The organism is Bradyrhizobium sp. URHD0069 (assembly GCF_000701345.1).
Taxonomy (GTDB): domain Bacteria; phylum Pseudomonadota; class Alphaproteobacteria; order Rhizobiales; family Xanthobacteraceae; genus Bradyrhizobium.
This window is the reverse complement of the sequence record NZ_KL370776.1, coordinates 95,446-113,562: the sequence shown is the minus strand read 5'-3', so window position 1 is coordinate 113,562 and position 18,117 is coordinate 95,446. Positions and strand designations below refer to the sequence as shown.

Below are 18,117 nucleotides of genomic sequence, written 5' to 3'. Positions count from 1 at the left end.
AACCGATGGCAGGCTTACGCAGCCGCAACATCAGTGTCAGCGAGGCGAGCCGGCCGGTTCTGCCGCGGCATGCCAGGCTGAAGTTCGATGAGACCCGGCAGCGCTGGGTCATTCTGGCGCCGGAGCGCGTACTCGCGCCGGACGAGATTGCGGTGGAAGTGCTTCAGCTTTGCGACGGCGTTCGCAGCGTCGAAACGATGATCGACCAGCTTGCGGAAAAATACGCCGCCGGCCGCGGCGCGATCTCAACCGATGTTATCGCTATGCTGCAGGACCTTGCCGACAAGGGATTTCTCACCGAAGCGCGCGAGAAAACGCCATGAGTCCGACGCTTACCGATGCCGGCGTAGCGGCCAGCGATCCCTCTGACGGGCTTGCGGTGCTGGAGCAGCGCGGGTCGACCGCGGAGACCTTCGGCATACCGCTCGCAGTGCTCGCGGAGCTGACGCATCGCTGTCCCCTGCAATGCCCCTATTGCTCCAATCCGGTTGAGCTGGAGCGTGGCGGCAGCGAGCTAACGACCGAGGAATGGAAGAAGGTCCTAACCGAGCTCGCCGAGATCGGCGTGCTGCAAATCCATTTCTCCGGCGGCGAACCGACCGCGCGCAAGGATCTGGTCGAACTTGTTCAGCATGCCAGCGATGTCGGGCTGTATTCCAACCTCATCACGTCCGCGGTGCTGTTGAGCAAAGAGAGACTTGGCGCGCTGGCCGATGCCGGACTATGTCACGTACAGATCAGCTTTCAGGGCAACGAGCCGGTCGTTGCCGACCGCGTCGCCGGCTTCAAAGGCGCGCATCAGAAGAAAATCGAAGCCGCGAAATGGACGCGCGAAGTGGACCTGCCACTGACGGTCAATGCGGTCATGCACCGGCAGAACCTTTTTCAGTTGCCCGACATCATCCAGATGGCGGTCGACGTCGATGCCGATCGGCTGGAGGTCGCCAATGTGCAGTATTACGGGTGGGCGCTGAAAAATCGGGCGGCGCTGATGCCGACCATCGAGCAGATCGAGGAGACCAGCCGTATCGTCGAGGAAGCGCAAGCGCGGCTGAAAGGCATTCTCGCCATCGACTATGTGGTGCCGGACTATTATGCGCTGCGGCCGAAAAAATGCATGGGCGGCTGGGGCCGGCAGTTTTTCAACATCTCACCGGCCGGCAAGATCTTGCCCTGCCATGCCGCCGAATCGATTACCGGGCTCGAATTCGAATCCGTGCGATCAAATCATTCGATCGCCTGGATCTGGCGGCATTCTGAGGCCTTCAACCGCTATCGCGGCACCGGATGGATGCCGGAGCCGTGCAAAAGCTGCGAATTCAAGGAAGTCGACTTCGGCGGATGCCGCTGCCAGGCCTTCGCGCTGACCGGCAATGCCGGCAACACCGATCCGGCCTGCACGCTGTCGCCGATGCACGAGCAGATTTTCAAGCTAGCGGCGGCCGAGGCGGCGGCCGACCACAAGCGCTTTATCTATCGCAATTTTGCCGGGGGCACGCCGGAAACGGACGGCGACCATGGCGCCTGACGCCGAGGCGGGAAAATCCTTCAGCCAACGCTCCGACCCATTCGCGCCGCTGACCTCGCAACTGCTCCCGGTCGGCGACGGCCACGAGATCTGCGTCGAAAGCGTCGGCCGCGCCGACGGTATCCCGGCGATCTATCTGCACGGTGGTCCCGGCAGTGGCTGCCAGCCCGATCACCGGCGGCTGTTCGATCCCGAGCGCTTTCACACAATCTTGTTCGATCAGCGCGGCGCCGGCCGAAGCCGCCCGAAAGGCCGCCGCGAGGACAACACACTGCCGCATCTGATCGCGGACATGGAGACGATCCGCGAGAAATTCGGTTTCGAACGCTGGATCATCGTCGGCGGCTCCTGGGGCGCGACGCTTGCGCTGGCCTATGCGCAGGCGCATCCGCATCGGGTCACAGGCATCGTTTTGCGCGCGACCTTCCTTGGCACCCGCGCCGAACTTGAGGGTGCCTTCCTTGACGTGCTTCCGCGCTTCTACCCTGATCTGAGCGCCGAGTTCCTCAGCATTTTACCAAAGGAAGAACGCGAGCAGCCGCTCGACGCATATTGGCGCCGCATCCTCGATGCCGATCCCGCGGTGCATGGCCCGACCGCCCGCGCATGGCATGACACAGAGCGAATTCTTTCCGAACATACCCCGGCGCGTGTCCGGCTCGATCTCAATTCGCTGAACTCATCAAAGGCCCTGCCGGCCACGCCATTCATGGAAGCCCATTACTTTCAGAACAATTGTTTCATGAAGCCAAATCAGCTTCTTACCGAAGCCGGCAAGCTCAAAGGGATTCCCGGCATCATGGTGCAAGGCCGCTACGATCTCTTGTGTCCGCCGGCGACGTCGCATGCGCTTGCCGCACTGTGGCCGGAGTCCGAGATTCGCTTGGTCGAGGGCGCCGGCCATTCGCTGTACGATCCCGGCGTCCGGGACGCCGTGATGAAAGCGATCGCGGATCTAGCCTCCAAGATCACCAAATAAAGGACCATCGAAAATGCCCTTGGCCGGAAAAGGAATGCTGCTGACCTCGATGGATATCGATCCCGCTGACGAAGCCGATTTCAATCGATGGTACGACCGCGAGCATCTCGAGGAGCGCGTCGCTATCGACGGCTTCCTCGAAGCCCGGCGCTACGTCGCGCATCAGGGCTCCCCGAAATATCTGAGCCTGTATTCCACCGCTACTTTCGATGTGCTCGACAGCCCGGCCTATCGCGCCGCGCTTGCAAACCAGACCGATTGGTCAAAGGCGAATATCGGGCGCTTCAAGAACATGATCCGCGCGGTGGCACGCATCACGATCAGCCGCGGACAAGGCCGTGGCGCTGCGCTCGGCATTATCCGCCTTCGGCCCGCCGCCGGCAGCGAGGAGAAGTTGCGCGGCGCGCTGCGGGAAAAACTCGATCCGGAGATGTCAGACGGAATCATCTCCATGCATCTGATCGAGAGCGATCCGAGGCTTTCCAAGCCGATTACCGATAACCCTTCCGTCTCCGCCCCCGGCGCCGGCGACTGGTTTGTCCTGATTGACGGAACGCATGTGAACGCGGTCTCGGCGCTTGTCGCAGCGCACTTCACGCCTGCGGCGATCGAGGGGGGAACGCTAGTTTCAGCGGGGCATTATAATTTGATGTGGGACCTGGCGAGGAGCGACATTGTGTCGACCTGAAGAAACGCTGAACTCGCGGGATGATATTTTGCTGCAGTGCCGCATGCATCGGACAGCATTAAAGCTGGGGGGCCAGACCAATAGGGAATAGCGAACAAGCAAAAATGGCTTTTCAGTGTAGCGGCGATCATATTGAATAGCTTGATTCACCAAGTCCATGATTTGGCAAGAAAACCACAAGAACGCCTGCTGAGCGTTCGCAACAGAAGTTAAAGGCCGCGCGACGTCTAGCTACCTACCGCGCGGACAGGGTGGGAATGAAACCGACTGATATTTCGGCGCCTGACTACTTTCACAAAGTAGTCGACTGCCAGTGGGCTTGTCCCGCACACACGCCAGTTCCAGAATACATCCGCTTGATAGCTGAGGGTCGCTATAGCGACGCCTACATGATCAATTGGAGATCGAACGTGTTTCCCGGAATTTTGGGACGCACCTGCGATCGTCCATGCGAACCCGCGTGCCGCCGCGGCCGAGTCGAAGAAACTCCGGTCGCGATCTGCCGGTTGAAGCGCGTCGCCGCCGACTTCAAGGACGACGTCAAACATCGCATGCCGCGGCCGTCAGCGAAAAACGGCAAGCGTATTGCAATCGTCGGCGGTGGCCCCGCCTCGCTCACGGTTGCCCGCGATCTCGCGCCGCTTGGCTATCACTGCACAGTGTTCGATTCCGACCCGAAGGCGGGCGGGATGATGCGCACGCAAATTCCGAAATTCCGGTTGCCGGATTCCGTGATCGATGAGGAAACCGACTACATCCTCAACCTCGGCATCGAGTTCAAAGCCGGCCAGCGCATCGACAGCCTGAAGAAGCTGCTCGGCGAAAACTACGATGCGATCTTCGTCGGCTCCGGTGCTCCGCGCGGCCGCGAGCTCGAAATTCCCGGCCGCCAGGAAGCGGCCGCCAATATTCACATCGGCATCGAATGGCTCGCCTCGATCTCGTTCGGCCACATCGACAAGATTGGCAAGCGCGTGATCGTGCTCGGCGGCGGCAACACCGCGATGGATTGCTGCCGCACCGCGCGCCGCCTCGGCGGCAAGGATGTCAAGGTGATCGTGCGTTCCGGCTTCGAGGAGATGAAGGCGTCTCCCTGGGAGAAAGAGGACGCCATCCACGAGGACATTCCGATCCTCAACTTCATGGTGCCTGTCGCCTTCACCCACGAAAATGGCAGGCTCACCGGCGTCACCTTCCAGAAGGTGAAGGCCGAATACGATTCCAACGGCCGGCGCAACCTCGTGCCGTCAGGCGAGCCGGACCAGACCATCGCCTGCGACGACGTGCTGGTGGCGGTCGGCCAGGAGAACGCGTTCCCCTGGATCGAGCGCGACTGCGGCGTCGAGTTTGACAAGTGGAATATGCCGAAGGTCGATCCCAAGACCATGGGTTCGACCAATCCGAAGGTGTTCTTCGGCGGCGACGCCGCGTTCGGCCCGAAAAATATCATTTGGGCGGTGGCGCACGGCCACGACGCCGCGCTCTCGATCCACAAGCTTCTCTCCGGCGAAGACATCACCGAGCGTCCGTTGCCCGAGGTGCAGGTCTCCTCGCAGAAGATGGGCATTCACGAATGGAGCTACGATAACGACATCTCCGCCGACAAGCGCTACAAGGTGCCGCATCGCGACAAGGTGGTCGCACTGAAGGACATCCGCGCGGAAGTCGAACTCGGCTACGACGTCAAGCTCGCGCTCGGCGAGGCCCGCCGCTGCCTGAACTGCGACATTCAGACCGTGTTCGCCGCGCCGCTCTGCATCGAGTGCGACGCCTGCGTCGATATCTGCCCGATGGACTGCATCACCTTTACACCGAACGGCGAGGAAGCCGATTTGCGTCAGCGGCTGAAGGCGCCCTCGCCGCATCTCGATCAGGATCTCTACGTCGCCGACGGCCTCAAGACCGGGCGCGTCATGGTGAAGGATGAAGACGTCTGCTTGCACTGCGGCCTGTGCGCCGAACGCTGTCCCACCGGAGCTTGGGACATGCAAAAATACCTTATCGACATGACCCACGCAGGTACATCATGCCCGTCCAAAAGCCGATCAGCAGCGTAAACGACTTCGTCGTCCGCTTCGCCAACGTCAACGGCTCGGGCTCGGCGAGCGCCAACGAACTGTTCGCGCGCTCGATCCTGCGCCACGGCGTGCCGGTCTCGCCGCGCAACATTTTCCCGTCCAATATCCAGGGCCTGCCGACCTGGTACGAGGTGCGGGTGACCGAGGACGGCCATCTCGGCGCGCGCGGCGGCGTCGATATGATGGTGGCGATGAATCCGCAGACCTGGGACAAGGACTTCGCCTCGATCGAGCCCGGCGGCTACCTGTTCTACGACTCGACCAAGCCGATGCCGTCGTCGAAATTCCGCGGCGACATCACCGTGATCGGGGTGCCGCTAACCGCCATCACCAACTCGACCTATACCGACCCGCGCCAGCGCCAGCTTTTCAAGAACATCATCTACCTGGGCGCGCTGTGCGCGCTGTTCGACATGGACCCGAAGCTGATCGAGCAACTGATCGGCGAACAATACAAGGGCAAGGAAAGGCTGCTGTCGTCGAACGTCCACGCGCTGCATCTCGGCCGCGACTGGGCGTTGCAAAATCTCAAATGTCCGATCGGCCTGCGGGTCAAGAAAGCCGACAAGGTCGGCGACCGCATTTTCATCGAAGGCAACAACGCGGCGGCGCTCGGCGCGGTCTATGGCGGCGCCACCGTGTGCGCCTGGTATCCGATCACGCCGTCGTCCTCGCTCGCCGACGCCTTCGCCAGCCATTGCAAGAAGCTGCGGCATGATCCCGAGACCGGCAAGGCAAAATACGCCATCGTGCAGGGCGAGGACGAACTGGCCTCGATCGGTATCGTCATTGGCGCCTCATGGAACGGCGCCCGCGCTTTTACCGCCACCTCGGGTCCCGGCATCTCGCTGATGCAGGAGTTCATCGGCCTGTCGTACTTTGCCGAGATTCCGGCGGTCATCATGAACGTCCAGCGCGCCGGCCCGTCGACCGGCATGCCGACGCGAACCCAGCAATGCGACATCATTGCCTGCGCCTATGCCTCGCATGGCGACACCAAGCACATATTGCTGTTTCCGGAAGACCCCGCCGAAGCCTTTGAGTTCGCCGCCCAGGCCTTCGACCTCGCCGAACGGCTGCAGACCACGATCTTCGTCATGCTCGATCTTGATATCGGCATGAACCATCGGCTGTGCCGTCCGCTGAAGTGGGATGACGCCCGGCAATACGACCGCGGCAAGGTGATGACGGCGGAGATGCTCGACGACGGACGCGACTTCGGCCGCTACCTCGACGTTGACGGCGACGGGATTCCTTACCGCAGCTATCCCGGCACCCACCCCACCAAGGGCTCGTTCTTTACCCGCGGCACGTCGCGCGACCGCTACGCTGTCTATTCGGAAGAAGGCGCGGTTTACGCCGACAACATGCAGCGGCTGGTGCGCAAATTCGAGACCGCCCAGGACATGGTGCCGCGGCCGCTGCAGGCCAACGCCGCCAAGCCCACCAAATACGGCGTGATCTATTTCGGCTCGACCGCGCCAGCCATGGACGAGGCGATCGGGCTACTGGAGGCCCGCGGGTATGAACTCGACAGGCTCCGGATCCGCGCCTTCCCGTTCCATTCCAGCGTGGCGAGCTTCATCGCCGACCACGACTTCGTTTACGTCATCGAGCAGAACCGCGACGCGCAGCTTCGCTCGCTGATCGTCAACGAGAACGGGATCGATCCCGTCCGGCTGGTGCCGATCCTGCACTATGACGGCACGCCGATTACCGCGCGCTTCATCGCCGGCGCCATCGGCGACCATCAGGATCAGCTCAAGGTGACCCCGCTCCGCAAGGTTGTGTCATGACCTATATCGCCAAGCCGAAATTCCATCACCCCGGCCTTCCCAAAAACGATCTCGGCTTCACCCGCCGCGACTACGAGGGCAAGATCTCGACGCTGTGCGCCGGCTGCGGCCACGATTCGATCACGGCATCGATCATCGAAGCCTGCTTCGAGCTTTCGATCGCGCCGCATCGCGTCGCCAAGATTTCGGGCATCGGCTGCTCCTCGAAGACGCCGGATTACTTTCTCGGCAACTCACACGGCTTCAATTCGGTTCATGGCCGGATGCCGTCGGTGCTGACCGGCGCCAATCTCGCCAACCGCGATCTGATCTATCTCGGCGTCTCCGGCGATGGCGATTCGGCCTCGATCGGCTTCGGCCAGTTCGCGCACTCGATCCGGCGCGGCGTCAACATGACCTATGTCGTCGAGAACAACGGCGTTTACGGCCTCACCAAGGGCCAGTTCTCGGCCACCGCCGACCGCGGCTCCAAAAACAAGCGCGGCCTGATGAACACCGACAACGCCATCGACCTCGTGGCAATGGCGCTTCAGCTCGGCGCAAGTTTCGTGGCGCGGAGCTTTTCCGGGGACAAGACCCAGCTAGTGCCGCTGATCGCGGCCGCCATCCAGCACAAGGGCGCCGCCTTCATCGACGTGATCAGCCCGTGCGTCGCCTTCAACAACCATGCCGGCTCGACCAAGAGCTTCGACTATGTGCGCGAGCACAACGATGCGGTGAACCGGCTCGACGTGATCACCGTCCGCGACCCGATCACGGTCGACTACGCCCCGGGTACGGTGCAGGTGGTCGAGCAGCACGATGGCACCAGACTAGCGCTGCGCAAGATCGATGCGGATTATGACGCGCACGATCGCGTCGCGGCGATGACATTCCTGCAGCGGCACGCCGCCAAGGGCCAGATCGTCACCGGGCTGCTCTACGTCGATCCGGAGTCGGAAGACCTGCACGCTCATCTCGACACGGTGGACGCGCCGCTCAACCGGCTGGACGAGAAAGCGCTGTGTCCAGGCTCCGCCGCGCTGGACAAGATCAACGCCAGCCTGCGCTAGGCTCGCGAGCTTTCACCCGAATTCGGGGATCCGAGGCTTCTCCAGAGGACTGACGGCGGATCGTGTCATAACGAGCCCGTCGTACACTTGCAAATCGCCGCGCTGGTGTGGCCCGCGACGCTTTGGCGCGCCACACGCCAGCGCATTGTCTTCCGGCCTTCCAAATTACGTACTAACTGGAGGCGCTGTATGCAACCACACGCCCCGAAGGTAATCGCTGATGTCGATGAGTGCCGATACGCCCGTTCTTCCGCCGGAATTCAAGAGCAGACTGCGCCCGCTGCCGCAACTCATTTTTGGTTCGCGCTGGCTGCAGCTTCCGCTCTACCTCGGTCTGATCGTCGCGCAAGGCGTCTACGTGGTGCTGTTCCTCAAGGAACTCTGGCATCTGGTCCTCGGCGCGATGAAATTTACCGAGCAGGAGATCATGCTGGTGGTCCTCGGCCTGATCGACGTGGTGATGATTTCCAACCTGCTGATCATGGTGATCGTGGGCGGCTACGAGACGTTCGTTTCGCGGTTGGAGCTGGAGAAGCACCCTGACCAGCCAGAGTGGCTCAGTCACGTCAATGCCAGCGTATTGAAGATCAAGCTGGCCATGGCGATCATTGGCATTTCGTCGATCCACCTGCTGCGCACGTTCATCTATGCTGGGTCGCTTGGAAAAGAGGTATCGCCTTATACCGAGACCGGTGTGATGTGGCAGACGATTATTCACGGATTGTTTGTCGTGTCGGCGATTGGCATTGCCTATGTGGAACGCCTGAACCACCCGATAGCGCCGAACCATTCTCACTAGAGGATCTATGGACGCGCGGCAGAACATTTCGAGCCGCCGCGGCAAAAAGCCGGCGCAAATGCGCCGGCTTTGGATGTTTCAGGCAGCAGTCTTGTTCGGTCAGATGCCGCGTCCCCAATAGCCGCACCAGCGGTGGATATTCCATTCGATATTCTGCTCGTAGCCCTGCAGCGTCGCGTATTGCGGCAATCGCACGTCCTTCACGGCCGGGTCGAAGCATTTGCCGGCGTCGGAGGCCTTTTTGACATCGGTCGAAAGGTCGGTCATGAAGGCGAGCTGCTTCTCCATGTCCTCCCTGGTGCCGAGCCGGCCGCCGGGCCCGGGATGTCCGGGAATCTGGCGGTCCCATTTCAATGCCAAGGTGCGCTTGAGTGAGGCTTCCCATTCGGTGGGATAGGAATCGTTGACCGCGAGCCGCGACGGCACCGCGCCAAGCGCGTTGAAGTCGACGGCGAAGATAATCTTCTCCTTGGGAAGCAGCATGACCAGCGAGGAATCGGAATGGTTTCGCCCGGTGTCGATCAACTCCAATGTCGTTCCGCCGAGCTTGATGGTCCGCTTGCCGTCCACCACCTGATCGGGAATGACGACGTCGAGCCCCTTGAGCGCCGCCAGCCGCTCCTTGGCGCGCCGGTGCGCGATCACGATGGCGCCGGCGTCCTTGAACGGTTTGCCGCCCGCAATGTGATCATAGTGATGGTGGCTGTAGATCAGGTATTTGACCGGCGCCTTGGTGATCTTCGCGATTTCCTCAAGGTAGGTTTTCGCAGCCTGCGGCCGACCGTAGCTGATCGGGTCGGTGGCGATCACGCCCGCGGGCGTGACGACGAACATCGCCTGATGGTTCTGATAGCGGAAGACATAAACGTTCTCGGTGCCCTCAACCTTGGTGGTCGCGAAAAGCGGCGGTGCCGCAGGTGCCGGTGTCGGGGTCTGAGCCAGCGAAATGCCAGAAAGACCGGTAGCAGCGGCAGCCATGAAAAGCGTGATGAGTATTCTGTTGTGCATGTTGCGTTCCTCCCTGCCAGATTAACCCCGCGGACCCGCCGGCATTCCCCACGGTAACTGCGAATCCGTCAGGGGACGGGAGCCCAGGATTGAACGTCGGCAGTCATCTCGACGGCGTCGGCGGTCGGGACAACGTCACGATCGCGCTTGTGGTACACGGACAGGCGCTACGGGCATTTCACGCAGCCAAAGCAAACCCGGATGTCAGCCAGCGTGTCGGCCAATTTTCGAAGGCCGGCCTTGAACTCGCCGCCTGCGGCAACACCATGAAATCGCAGAATGTTACGCTTGGGGATTTGCTGCCGGGCTCATCAGCGCCGACAAGGGCGGCGTGGTCCGAATCGCGGAACTGTGCGTCCCTGAGCCCGGCACCTTACTGCTGTCACAAAATCGCGCCGAGATGTATGCCGAACCCCGGGATCGATATGTTGTGAGTGGCGTTATCGCCTGGGGATACGCATACTGAGATTACGCATATTCCGCTCGTCGGCACCCCCTGGGACTTGTTGACAAAATTCGGCCTCCCGCCAGAACAGGTGCTGGAACCGACCACGAACCAGCTCAAACAGAACAGGGCATCATGAATCCCGTCAAAGCACTCGAAAAGCACGGCCAATCAGTCTGGCTGGATTTCCTGGCCCGCGGCTTCGTCGCAAGGGGCGACCTGAAAAGGCTGATCGATACCGACGGCGTCAAGGGCGTCACCTCGAACCCGTCGATCTTCGAGAAGGCGATCGACAGTTCGGACGAATATGACGGCGCGATCGGCCAGCTGCTCAAAAGCGGCGATCTATCGGTTGCCGAGCTGTTCGAGCATCTCGCTGTCGAGGACATCCAGCACGCGGCGGATGTATTGCGCCCGGTTTACGATGACCTCAAGGGAGAAGACGGATTTGTAAGCCTCGAGGTGTCGCCTTATCTGGCGATGGACACCAAAGCCACGATCGCCGAGGCCAAGCGGCTGTGGAAGGACGTGAGCCGCAAAAACCTGATGATCAAGGTCCCGGCGACACCGGAAGGCCTGCCCGCGATTGAGCATTTGATCGGCAAGGGCATCAGCATCAACATCACGCTGCTGTTCTCGCAAAAGGTCTATGTGCAGGTCGCCGAGGCCTATCTCGCCGGATTGGAAAAATATGTCGCGGGCGGCGGCGATCCCTCTCACGTTGCCAGTGTCGCCAGTTTCTTCGTCAGCCGCATCGACAGCGCGGCGGACAAGCAGCTCGACGAAAAGATCGCGCGCGCGAACGACCCGACCGAGAAGGAGCGGCTTGCCGCATTGAAGGGCAAAATCGCGGTCGCCAATGCCAAGCTCGCTTACCAGGAATACAAGCGCCTGTTCTCCGGCCCGCGCTGGGAAAAGCTTAAGGCCAAGGGCGCCAAGCCGCAGCGGTTGCTGTGGGCTTCGACCGGCACCAAGAACAAGGACTATAGCGACGTACTCTACGTCGAAGAGCTGATCGGTCCCAATACCGTCAACACCATGCCGCCGGCGACGCTCGACGCCTTCCGCGATCATGGCCAGTTGCGCGACAGTCTTGAGGAAAACATCGAGGATGCGCGGCGCGTCCTCAGCGAGCTCGAAAAATCCGGCATCTCGCTCGACGCGATCACGGCCGAGCTGGTCAAGGACGGAGTCAAGCTGTTCGCCGACTCCGCCGACAAGCTTTACGGCGCGGTCGCGCACAAGCGCGCAGTGGTGCTCGGCGCCGGTATTGACCGGCAGCAGCTGGCACTCGGAAGCAGCATCGGCAAGGCCGTCGAGAAGGCTACCGAAGACTGGCGCGCATCAGCGAAAATACGCCGCCTCTGGCAGCACGATAAATCGGTCTGGACCGGGACCGACGAGGATAAGTGGCTGGGCTGGCTCAACAGTGCTGCAGCAGCCGATGTCGCCGACTACGAGGACTTTGCACAACGCGTGAAAGGGCAGACTTTCACCGATGCCGTGGTGCTCGGCATGGGCGGATCGAGCCTGGGCCCGGAAGTGCTGGCGGAGACGTTTGAGAAGAAAGCCGGTTTCCCAAGATTGCATGTGCTTGATTCAACCGATCCCGCGCAGGTCCGCACCATGCAGGCTTCGATCGACATTGCGAAAACCCTGTTCATCGTCTCCAGCAAATCCGGCGGCACCACCGAACCGAACGTGATGAAGGATTATTTCTTCGCGCAGGTGTCCAAGGCGATCGGCGCTGCCAAGGCGGGCCACCGCTTCATCGCGGTGACCGACCCCGGCTCATCACTGGAGAAGGTCGCGACCAAACAAGGTTTTGCTCGCATCTTTCACGGCGATCCCAGCATCGGCGGGCGCTATTCCGTGCTGTCGCCGTTCGGGCTGGTGCCGGCCGCGGCGGCGGGAATCGATGTTCGCACGCTGCTGAAGCACACGCTTTCGATGGTGCGTTCCTGCGGAGCTGACGTGCCGCCGCACGAAAACCCCGGCGTGCAGCTCGGCCTCGCGATGGGTCTTGCCGGTCTCGAAGGCCGCGACAAAGTCACCATCCTCTCATCAAAGAAGATTGCCGATTTCGGCGCCTGGGCCGAACAGCTGATCGCGGAGTCGACCGGCAAGGACAGCAAGGGCCTGATCCCGATCGACGGCGAGCCGCTCGGTGACGAAACGCTCTACGGCAACGATCGCTTTTTCATCGATATCAGCACCGAAGGCGAAAACGACGCCGGGTATGACGACAAATTGGCGGCGCTGGAGAAAGCCGGCCATCCCGTGGTCCGCATTGTCATGAAATCGGTCGACCATGTCGGCCAGGAATTCTTTCGCTTCGAGATGGCGACCGCGGTTGCCGGTGCGGTGCTCGGCATCAATCCGTTCAACCAGCCTGACGTCGAGGACGCCAAGATCAAGACTCGGGAGTTGACCGCGGCTTTCGAGAAGACCGGCGCGCTGCCTGCGGAACAGCCCGTGATGTCGTCGGCGGAGGTCGATATCTACACCGACGAGCAAAATGCCGCGGCGCTGCGCAAGGCGGGCGCGGACGGCGATCTCGGCTCGTGGCTGAAAGCGCATCTCGGGCGGGCGGGCGACGGCGATTATGTCGCGCTGCTGGCCTATATCGAACGCGACAAGGTCCATATCGACGCTTTACAAAAAATGCGGCTCGCGGTCCGCGACAAGCGACACCTCGCGACTTGCGCCGAATTCGGACCGCGTTTCCTGCATTCCACCGGTCAGGCCTATAAGGGCGGTCCCGACAGCGGCGTATTTCTGCAGATCACTGCCGATGACGCCAAGGATCTGAAAGTGCCGGGCCAGAAGGCGAGTTTCGGCATCATCAAGGCGGCGCAGGCGCGCGGCGATTTCGACGTCCTAACCGAGCGCGGCCGTCGCGCGCTGCGCGTGCACCTCAAGGGTAGCTTGGGGCCAGGCCTGGCGACGCTGGATGCCGCGATCAAGGAAGCGTTGAACTAGAGCCCCGGGCTCTGAACCAAGGGAATGCAACATGCAGCTCGGCATGATCGGCTTGGGCCGGATGGGCGGCAATATCGTCCGCCGGCTGATGAAGCACGGACACTCCACGGTCGTCTTTGACAAGGACGCGAAAGCCGTGGCGGCGATCGCGGCAGACGGCGCGGTTGGCTCAGGCGACCTGGAAGATTTTGTCGGCAAGCTCGAGAGGCCGCGAACCGCCTGGGTCATGTTGCCGGCGGGCCCGATCACCGAGGCGATGATCGATGCCTTGTCGAAGCTGATGCAGGCCGGCGATGTCATCATCGATGGCGGCAACACCTTTTGGCAGGACGACATTCGCCGCGGCAAAGCGCTGAAGGAACGCGCTATCCATTATATCGACGTCGGCACCAGCGGCGGCGTCTGGGGTATCGACCGCGGCTACTGCATGATGATCGGCGGCGACAAGGCGGTGGTCGATCGTCTCGATCCGATCTTCGCAAGCTTGGCGCCGGGGATTGGCGATATTCCGCGCACCGAGGGACGGCAGGGACGCGATGCCAGGATCGAGCAAGGCTACATTCACGCCGGCCCGGTCGGCGCCGGCCACTTCGTCAAGATGGTTCACAACGGCATCGAATATGGCCTGATGCAGGCCTACGCCGAGGGTTTCGACATCCTGAAGAATGCCAATGTCGACAGCCTGCCGCCTGAGCATCGTTTCGATTTGGAGATTGCCGATATCGCCGAGGTCTGGCGGCGCGGCAGCGTGATCCCGTCCTGGCTGCTTGACCTCACGGCCTCGGCGCTGGCCAGAAATCCCTCGCTCGGAAGCTATTCGGGATTTGTGGAAGATTCCGGCGAAGGCCGCTGGACCATCAACGCCGCGATCGACGAGGCGGTGCCGGCCGAAGTGCTCACCGCGGCTTTGTTCGCGCGTTTCCGCTCGCGCAAGGAACACACCTTCGCTGAAAAGATTCTTTCGGCGATGCGCGACGGCTTCGGCGGCCATAAGGAGCCGCAACAGCATTTGGATCCCGTGCGACAGCCTGCACCCGATATCGTCAAACCAAAGGCCGGCCACTCGTGAACCATGTATCTCCAAATCAGGACAGGTCCGCAATTCAGCGGAAGCCCGACCCCTGCTCTTTCGTCATCTTCGGCGTCACTGGCGACCTGACGCATCGGCTGGTCATTCCCTCGCTTTATAACCTTGCGGCGACGGACCTGCTGCCGGACAAATTCTGCGTGGTCGGCGTTGCCCGCAAGGGCACGTCGAACGACGCCCTTCGTGACAGCCTGATGAAGGGCCTGCGCCAATTCGCCACGCGCCCGGTGGACGATGCGGTCGCCAAGCGGCTGTTGGAATGCGTCACCTCTATTGAAGCGAATCCGAAGGACCCGGCCTCATTCGATGCGCTGCGGGAGAAGCTCGAGAAACTGGAAGCCAACCGATCGACCGGCGGCAATCGGCTGTTTTATCTGGCAACGCCACCGGATGCATTTGCGCCGACCAGCCGCGAACTCGGTCGCACCGGCCTGCTGCAGCAGAAAAGCGGTGCCTGGCGGCGGCTGGTGATCGAAAAGCCATTCGGCACCGATCTCGCCTCAGCCAAAGCCCTGAACGACGAGTTGCTCAAAATCGTCGACGAGCGCCAGCTCTATCGGATCGATCATTACCTCGGCAAGGAAACCGTCCAGAACATTTTGGTGTTGCGCTTCGCGAACGGCATGTTCGAGCCGATCTGGAATCGCAATCACATCGATCACGTCCAGATCACCGTCGACGAAAAGCTCGGCGTCGGCCACCGCGGCAATTTTTATGACACGACCGGCGCGCTGCGCGACATGGTGCCCAACCACCTGTTCCAGTTGCTGTCGCTGGTCGCCATGGAGCCGCCGATCCGGTTCGATGCGCGTTCGGTACGCACCGAGAAGGCCGACGTGCTCGGGGCGATCCAGAGCCAGAGCGAGGAGGAGGCGCTGCGGAATTCCGTGCGCGGCCAGTATCTGGGCGGCATAGTCGACGGCATCGAGATTCCTGATTATCGCAAGACCGTGCACGTCAAGCCCGACAGCACCACCGAAACCTACGTCGCGCTGAAACTCAACATCGACAACTGGCGCTGGGCCGGCGTTCCCTTTTATCTGCGCACCGGCAAGGCGCTCGGGATCAAGCGCACCGAAGTCGCCATCAAGTTCAAGCAGGCGCCGTTCGCGATGTTCCGCTGCACCCCGGTGGATCGCCTATCGCAGAATTACCTGGTCATCAGCGTCGAACCCACCGAGGGAATCACGCTGCAGTTCAACACCAAAGTGCCGGGGCCGACGGTCACCATCGACGGCGTCGAGATGAAGTTCCGCTATAAGGACTACTTCAAGGCGGAGCCGAGCACCGGCTATGAGACGTTGATCTACGACTGCATGATCGGCGACAACATCCTGTTTCAGCGCGCCGATAGCGTCGAAGCCGGCTGGCGAGCCGTGCGGCCCTTCCTGGATGCGTGGAAGAAGGCGGGCGCCAGGGGCCTGGAATTCTACAAGGCCGGCAGCGAGGGTCCGGCCGGCGCCGAGGAACTGCTCGGGAGCGACGGCCGCAGCTGGCGCAATCTCGGTTAGACCTGATGGATGGAAGCGACAATCGCCATGTGATCGCTGTTTCGGATGCCGAAGCGCTCGCGAAAATCGCCGCGGAGCGTGTCTTGGCAAGGATTGCCTCGAACGCTGGCCGCGTGGCGATCTGCCTGACCGGCGGATCGAGCCCGAAACGGCTCTATCAATTGCTCGCGACTGATACCTATCGAAACCAAATCCCGTGGGACCGCGTGCACTGGTTCATCGGCGATGAGCGTTTTGTCCCGGCAAACGATCCGCTTAACAATATGGGGACGGCTCGGCAGATCTTTCTCGATCGCTGCGCGCCGGCTTCCAACATTCATCCGATTCCGACGGACACTGCCGATCCCGAGCAAGCCGCGCGTCGCTATGAGAGCCAATTGAAATCGTTCTATGGCGCGGACCGCTTGGATTCCACCCGGCCCTTGTTCGATGTGGTGCTAATGGGCGTCGGGCCTGACGGCCATACCGCGTCGCTATTTCCCGATTACCCCGCCATCGCAGAGACCGAGCGCTGGGTCGTCGGCGTCCCCGAGGCGCATGTCGAGCCCTTCGTGCCGCGGGTCACGCTGACCCTGCCGGCGCTCAATTCCTGCCGCGAAATGCTGTTCGAGATCTCCGGCCTGGACAAGCGCGCGATCTTGACGCGTGTGTTGGCAGGCGAGAGCCTGCCCGCGACCCGCGCGCATTCCGTAGGCGAGACGATCTGGCTGGTCGACAGGGCCGCGCTGCCGGAGAATTTTCGTGAACGCTAAGATCGACGAAATACCCTGCGCGCTGGTCGTGATGGGCGTGTCCGGCTCGGGCAAGAGCACCATCGCCGACAAATTGGCCGAACGCTTGAACTGGAGCTACGAGGACGGTGACGAGTTTCATCCCGCGAGCAATGTCGCCAAGATGAATTCCGGCCAGCCTTTGACCGATGAAGATCGCTGGCCCTGGCTGCAGGGGATCGCCGATGAAATCGACCGGGTCTGCAAGGCCGGCGAGCACGCCGTGATCGCCTGCTCCGCGCTGAAGCGCGTCTATCGCGACGTCCTCGTGCGTGGACGGCACGATGTCCGCATCATCTTTCTCAGGGGTACGCAGGAATTGATCGCAAGCCGTCTGAATTTACGGAAAGGCCATTTCATGCCGCCCGACCTGTTGGCGAGCCAGTTCAAAACGCTCGAGCCACCCGGCACCAACGAAAATCCGGTGACGGTATCGATTGACGCTTCGGTCGACGCGATCGTCGACGACATCGTGCGGCAACTCGGGTTCGGTCCCGCTGACGTGAAGAGCAGGAACCACGCATGACCCGCATCGCGCTTGTTGTGTCGGATGTCGACGGCACGCTGCTGACCAAGGACAAGACGCTGACCGAGGGGGCGAAGGGCGCGGTGCGGCGGCTGCACGAAGCCGGCATCGGTTTCACTATCACCTCCAGCCGTCCGGCCATCGGCATGCGATTTCTGATCGAACCGCTTGCGATCACGCTGCCGGTCGGGGCCTTCAACGGAAGCTACATTGTCGATCCGCAACTCAAGCCGATCGAGCAACATCTGATCCCTGCCTCCGCGGCACAACGCAGTCTCGATGTGCTGAACGAGTTTGGAATCGATATCTGGCTGTTTACTAGCGATCTCTGGCTCACCCGCCACGGCGACGGCGAATACGTCCCGCACGAAATACGCGCCATCCGGGCCGATCCTACCGTCGTCGACGATTTCGCGCCTTACCTGACGGCCGCCTGCAAGATCGTCGGCTCGAGCGCCGATGCCGCGCTGTTGCAGCGCTGTGAAGTAACGATGCAGCAGGCATTGGGCGCGCAGGCCACAGCGGTCCGCTCGCAAAGCTACTATCTCGACGTCACCCCGCCGGGATACGACAAGGGCACCTTCGTGCGGGCGATGGCGAAACGCCAAGGCATTTCAACCGACGCGGTCGCCACCATCGGCGACATGCAGAACGATCTGGCGATGTTCAAAACGAGCGGCGTCTCGATCGCAATGGGCAATGCTACCGCCAATATCAAGAAATTGGCGACGCATGTTACGACCTCCAACGAGGACGAAGGGTTTGCGGGGGCGGTTGATATCATATTGAAGAACAACGGCGTGAATTGATCGGAGCTAGACTAGCGCGAGTCGTCGCGGCGAACGCTGGACCCATACGCAGTGTCGTC

General features: G+C 61.6%; 15 protein-coding genes and 1 pseudogene. 15 read left to right on the top strand and 1 reads right to left on the bottom strand.

The window, feature by feature from the left end:
• Positions 1-5: 5 nt before the first annotated feature.
• The 8 genes from pqqD (at position 6) to N554_RS0132745 (ending at position 8,920) form a co-directional block, all read left to right on the top strand.
• The gene (gene pqqD / locus N554_RS0132780; RefSeq protein WP_029587301.1) at positions 6-323 is read left to right on the top strand and encodes a pyrroloquinoline quinone biosynthesis peptide chaperone PqqD; all 318 of its coding nucleotides are present in this window, start codon (positions 6-8) and stop codon (positions 321-323) included.
• Complete coding sequence (gene pqqE, locus N554_RS0132775) at positions 320-1,528, top strand: pyrroloquinoline quinone biosynthesis protein PqqE (protein ID WP_029587300.1); 1,209 nt, start codon at positions 320-322, stop codon at positions 1,526-1,528. Before pqqD ends, pqqE begins: the two co-directional genes overlap by 4 nt.
• Positions 1,518-2,507 (top strand): prolyl aminopeptidase, encoded by a 990-nt coding sequence (gene pip, locus N554_RS0132770; RefSeq protein ID WP_029587299.1) that lies wholly within the window; start codon positions 1,518-1,520, stop codon positions 2,505-2,507. Before pqqE ends, pip begins: the two co-directional genes overlap by 11 nt.
• 13 nt (positions 2,508-2,520) lie before the next feature.
• Positions 2,521-3,195: a DUF4286 family protein gene (locus N554_RS0132765; RefSeq protein ID WP_029587298.1), complete on the top strand. Its 675-nt coding sequence runs from the start codon at positions 2,521-2,523 to the stop codon at positions 3,193-3,195.
• A gap of 257 nt (positions 3,196-3,452) precedes the next feature.
• Entirely contained in the window at positions 3,453-5,252 is a 1,800-nt protein-coding gene (locus N554_RS0132760) for an FAD-dependent oxidoreductase (RefSeq protein ID WP_029587297.1), read from the top strand.
• Positions 5,222-7,069, top strand: a complete 1,848-nt coding sequence (locus tag N554_RS0132755) for a 2-oxoacid:acceptor oxidoreductase subunit alpha (RefSeq protein ID WP_029587296.1) — start codon at positions 5,222-5,224, stop codon at positions 7,067-7,069. Before N554_RS0132760 ends, N554_RS0132755 begins: the two co-directional genes overlap by 31 nt.
• A complete protein-coding gene (locus tag N554_RS0132750; RefSeq protein ID WP_029587295.1) occupies positions 7,066-8,121 on the top strand; it encodes a 2-oxoacid:ferredoxin oxidoreductase subunit beta in 1,056 nt (351 codons plus the stop codon). Before N554_RS0132755 ends, N554_RS0132750 begins: the two co-directional genes overlap by 4 nt.
• A 220-nt stretch (positions 8,122-8,341) precedes the next feature.
• Positions 8,342-8,920 carry a TIGR00645 family protein gene (locus N554_RS0132745; RefSeq protein ID WP_029587294.1) on the top strand — a complete coding sequence of 193 codons (579 nt, stop codon included), beginning with the start codon at positions 8,342-8,344 and terminating at the stop codon, positions 8,918-8,920.
• A 99-nt stretch (positions 8,921-9,019) separates the two neighbouring features.
• On the opposite strand, the gene N554_RS0132735 is transcribed toward N554_RS0132745, so the two are convergent.
• The gene (locus N554_RS0132735; protein WP_029587293.1) at positions 9,020-9,928 is read right to left on the bottom strand and encodes an MBL fold metallo-hydrolase; all 909 of its coding nucleotides are present in this window, start codon (positions 9,926-9,928) and stop codon (positions 9,020-9,022) included.
• 92 nt (positions 9,929-10,020) lie between these two features.
• Between N554_RS0132735 and N554_RS36935 the strand changes: the two are divergent.
• From N554_RS36935 to N554_RS0132700, 7 genes and pseudogenes are all read left to right on the top strand, one after another.
• A pseudogene (locus N554_RS36935) lies at positions 10,021-10,394 on the top strand (hypothetical protein); the annotation flags it as partial.
• 114 nt (positions 10,395-10,508) lie between these two features.
• A complete protein-coding gene (locus N554_RS0132725) occupies positions 10,509-13,355 on the top strand; it encodes a bifunctional transaldolase/phosoglucose isomerase (RefSeq protein WP_029587292.1) in 2,847 nt (948 codons plus the stop codon).
• A gap of 31 nt (positions 13,356-13,386) precedes the next feature.
• Positions 13,387-14,424, top strand: a complete 1,038-nt coding sequence (gene gnd / locus N554_RS0132720; protein WP_029587291.1) for a phosphogluconate dehydrogenase (NAD(+)-dependent, decarboxylating) — start codon at positions 13,387-13,389, stop codon at positions 14,422-14,424.
• Positions 14,421-15,953 (top strand): glucose-6-phosphate dehydrogenase, encoded by a 1,533-nt coding sequence (gene zwf / locus N554_RS0132715; protein WP_036054932.1) that lies wholly within the window; start codon positions 14,421-14,423, stop codon positions 15,951-15,953. The genes gnd and zwf overlap by 4 nt, the downstream gene beginning before the upstream one ends.
• A 5-nt stretch (positions 15,954-15,958) precedes the next feature.
• Positions 15,959-16,705, top strand: a complete 747-nt coding sequence (gene pgl, locus N554_RS0132710; RefSeq protein WP_029587289.1) for a 6-phosphogluconolactonase — start codon at positions 15,959-15,961, stop codon at positions 16,703-16,705.
• A gap of 31 nt (positions 16,706-16,736) precedes the next feature.
• Entirely contained in the window at positions 16,737-17,249 is a 513-nt protein-coding gene (locus N554_RS0132705; RefSeq protein ID WP_029587288.1) for a gluconokinase, read from the top strand.
• On the top strand, positions 17,246-18,058 hold the full coding sequence (locus N554_RS0132700; protein ID WP_029587287.1) for a Cof-type HAD-IIB family hydrolase: 813 nt from the start codon (positions 17,246-17,248) through the stop codon (positions 18,056-18,058). Before N554_RS0132705 ends, N554_RS0132700 begins: the two co-directional genes overlap by 4 nt.
• Positions 18,059-18,117 lie beyond the last annotated feature (59 nt).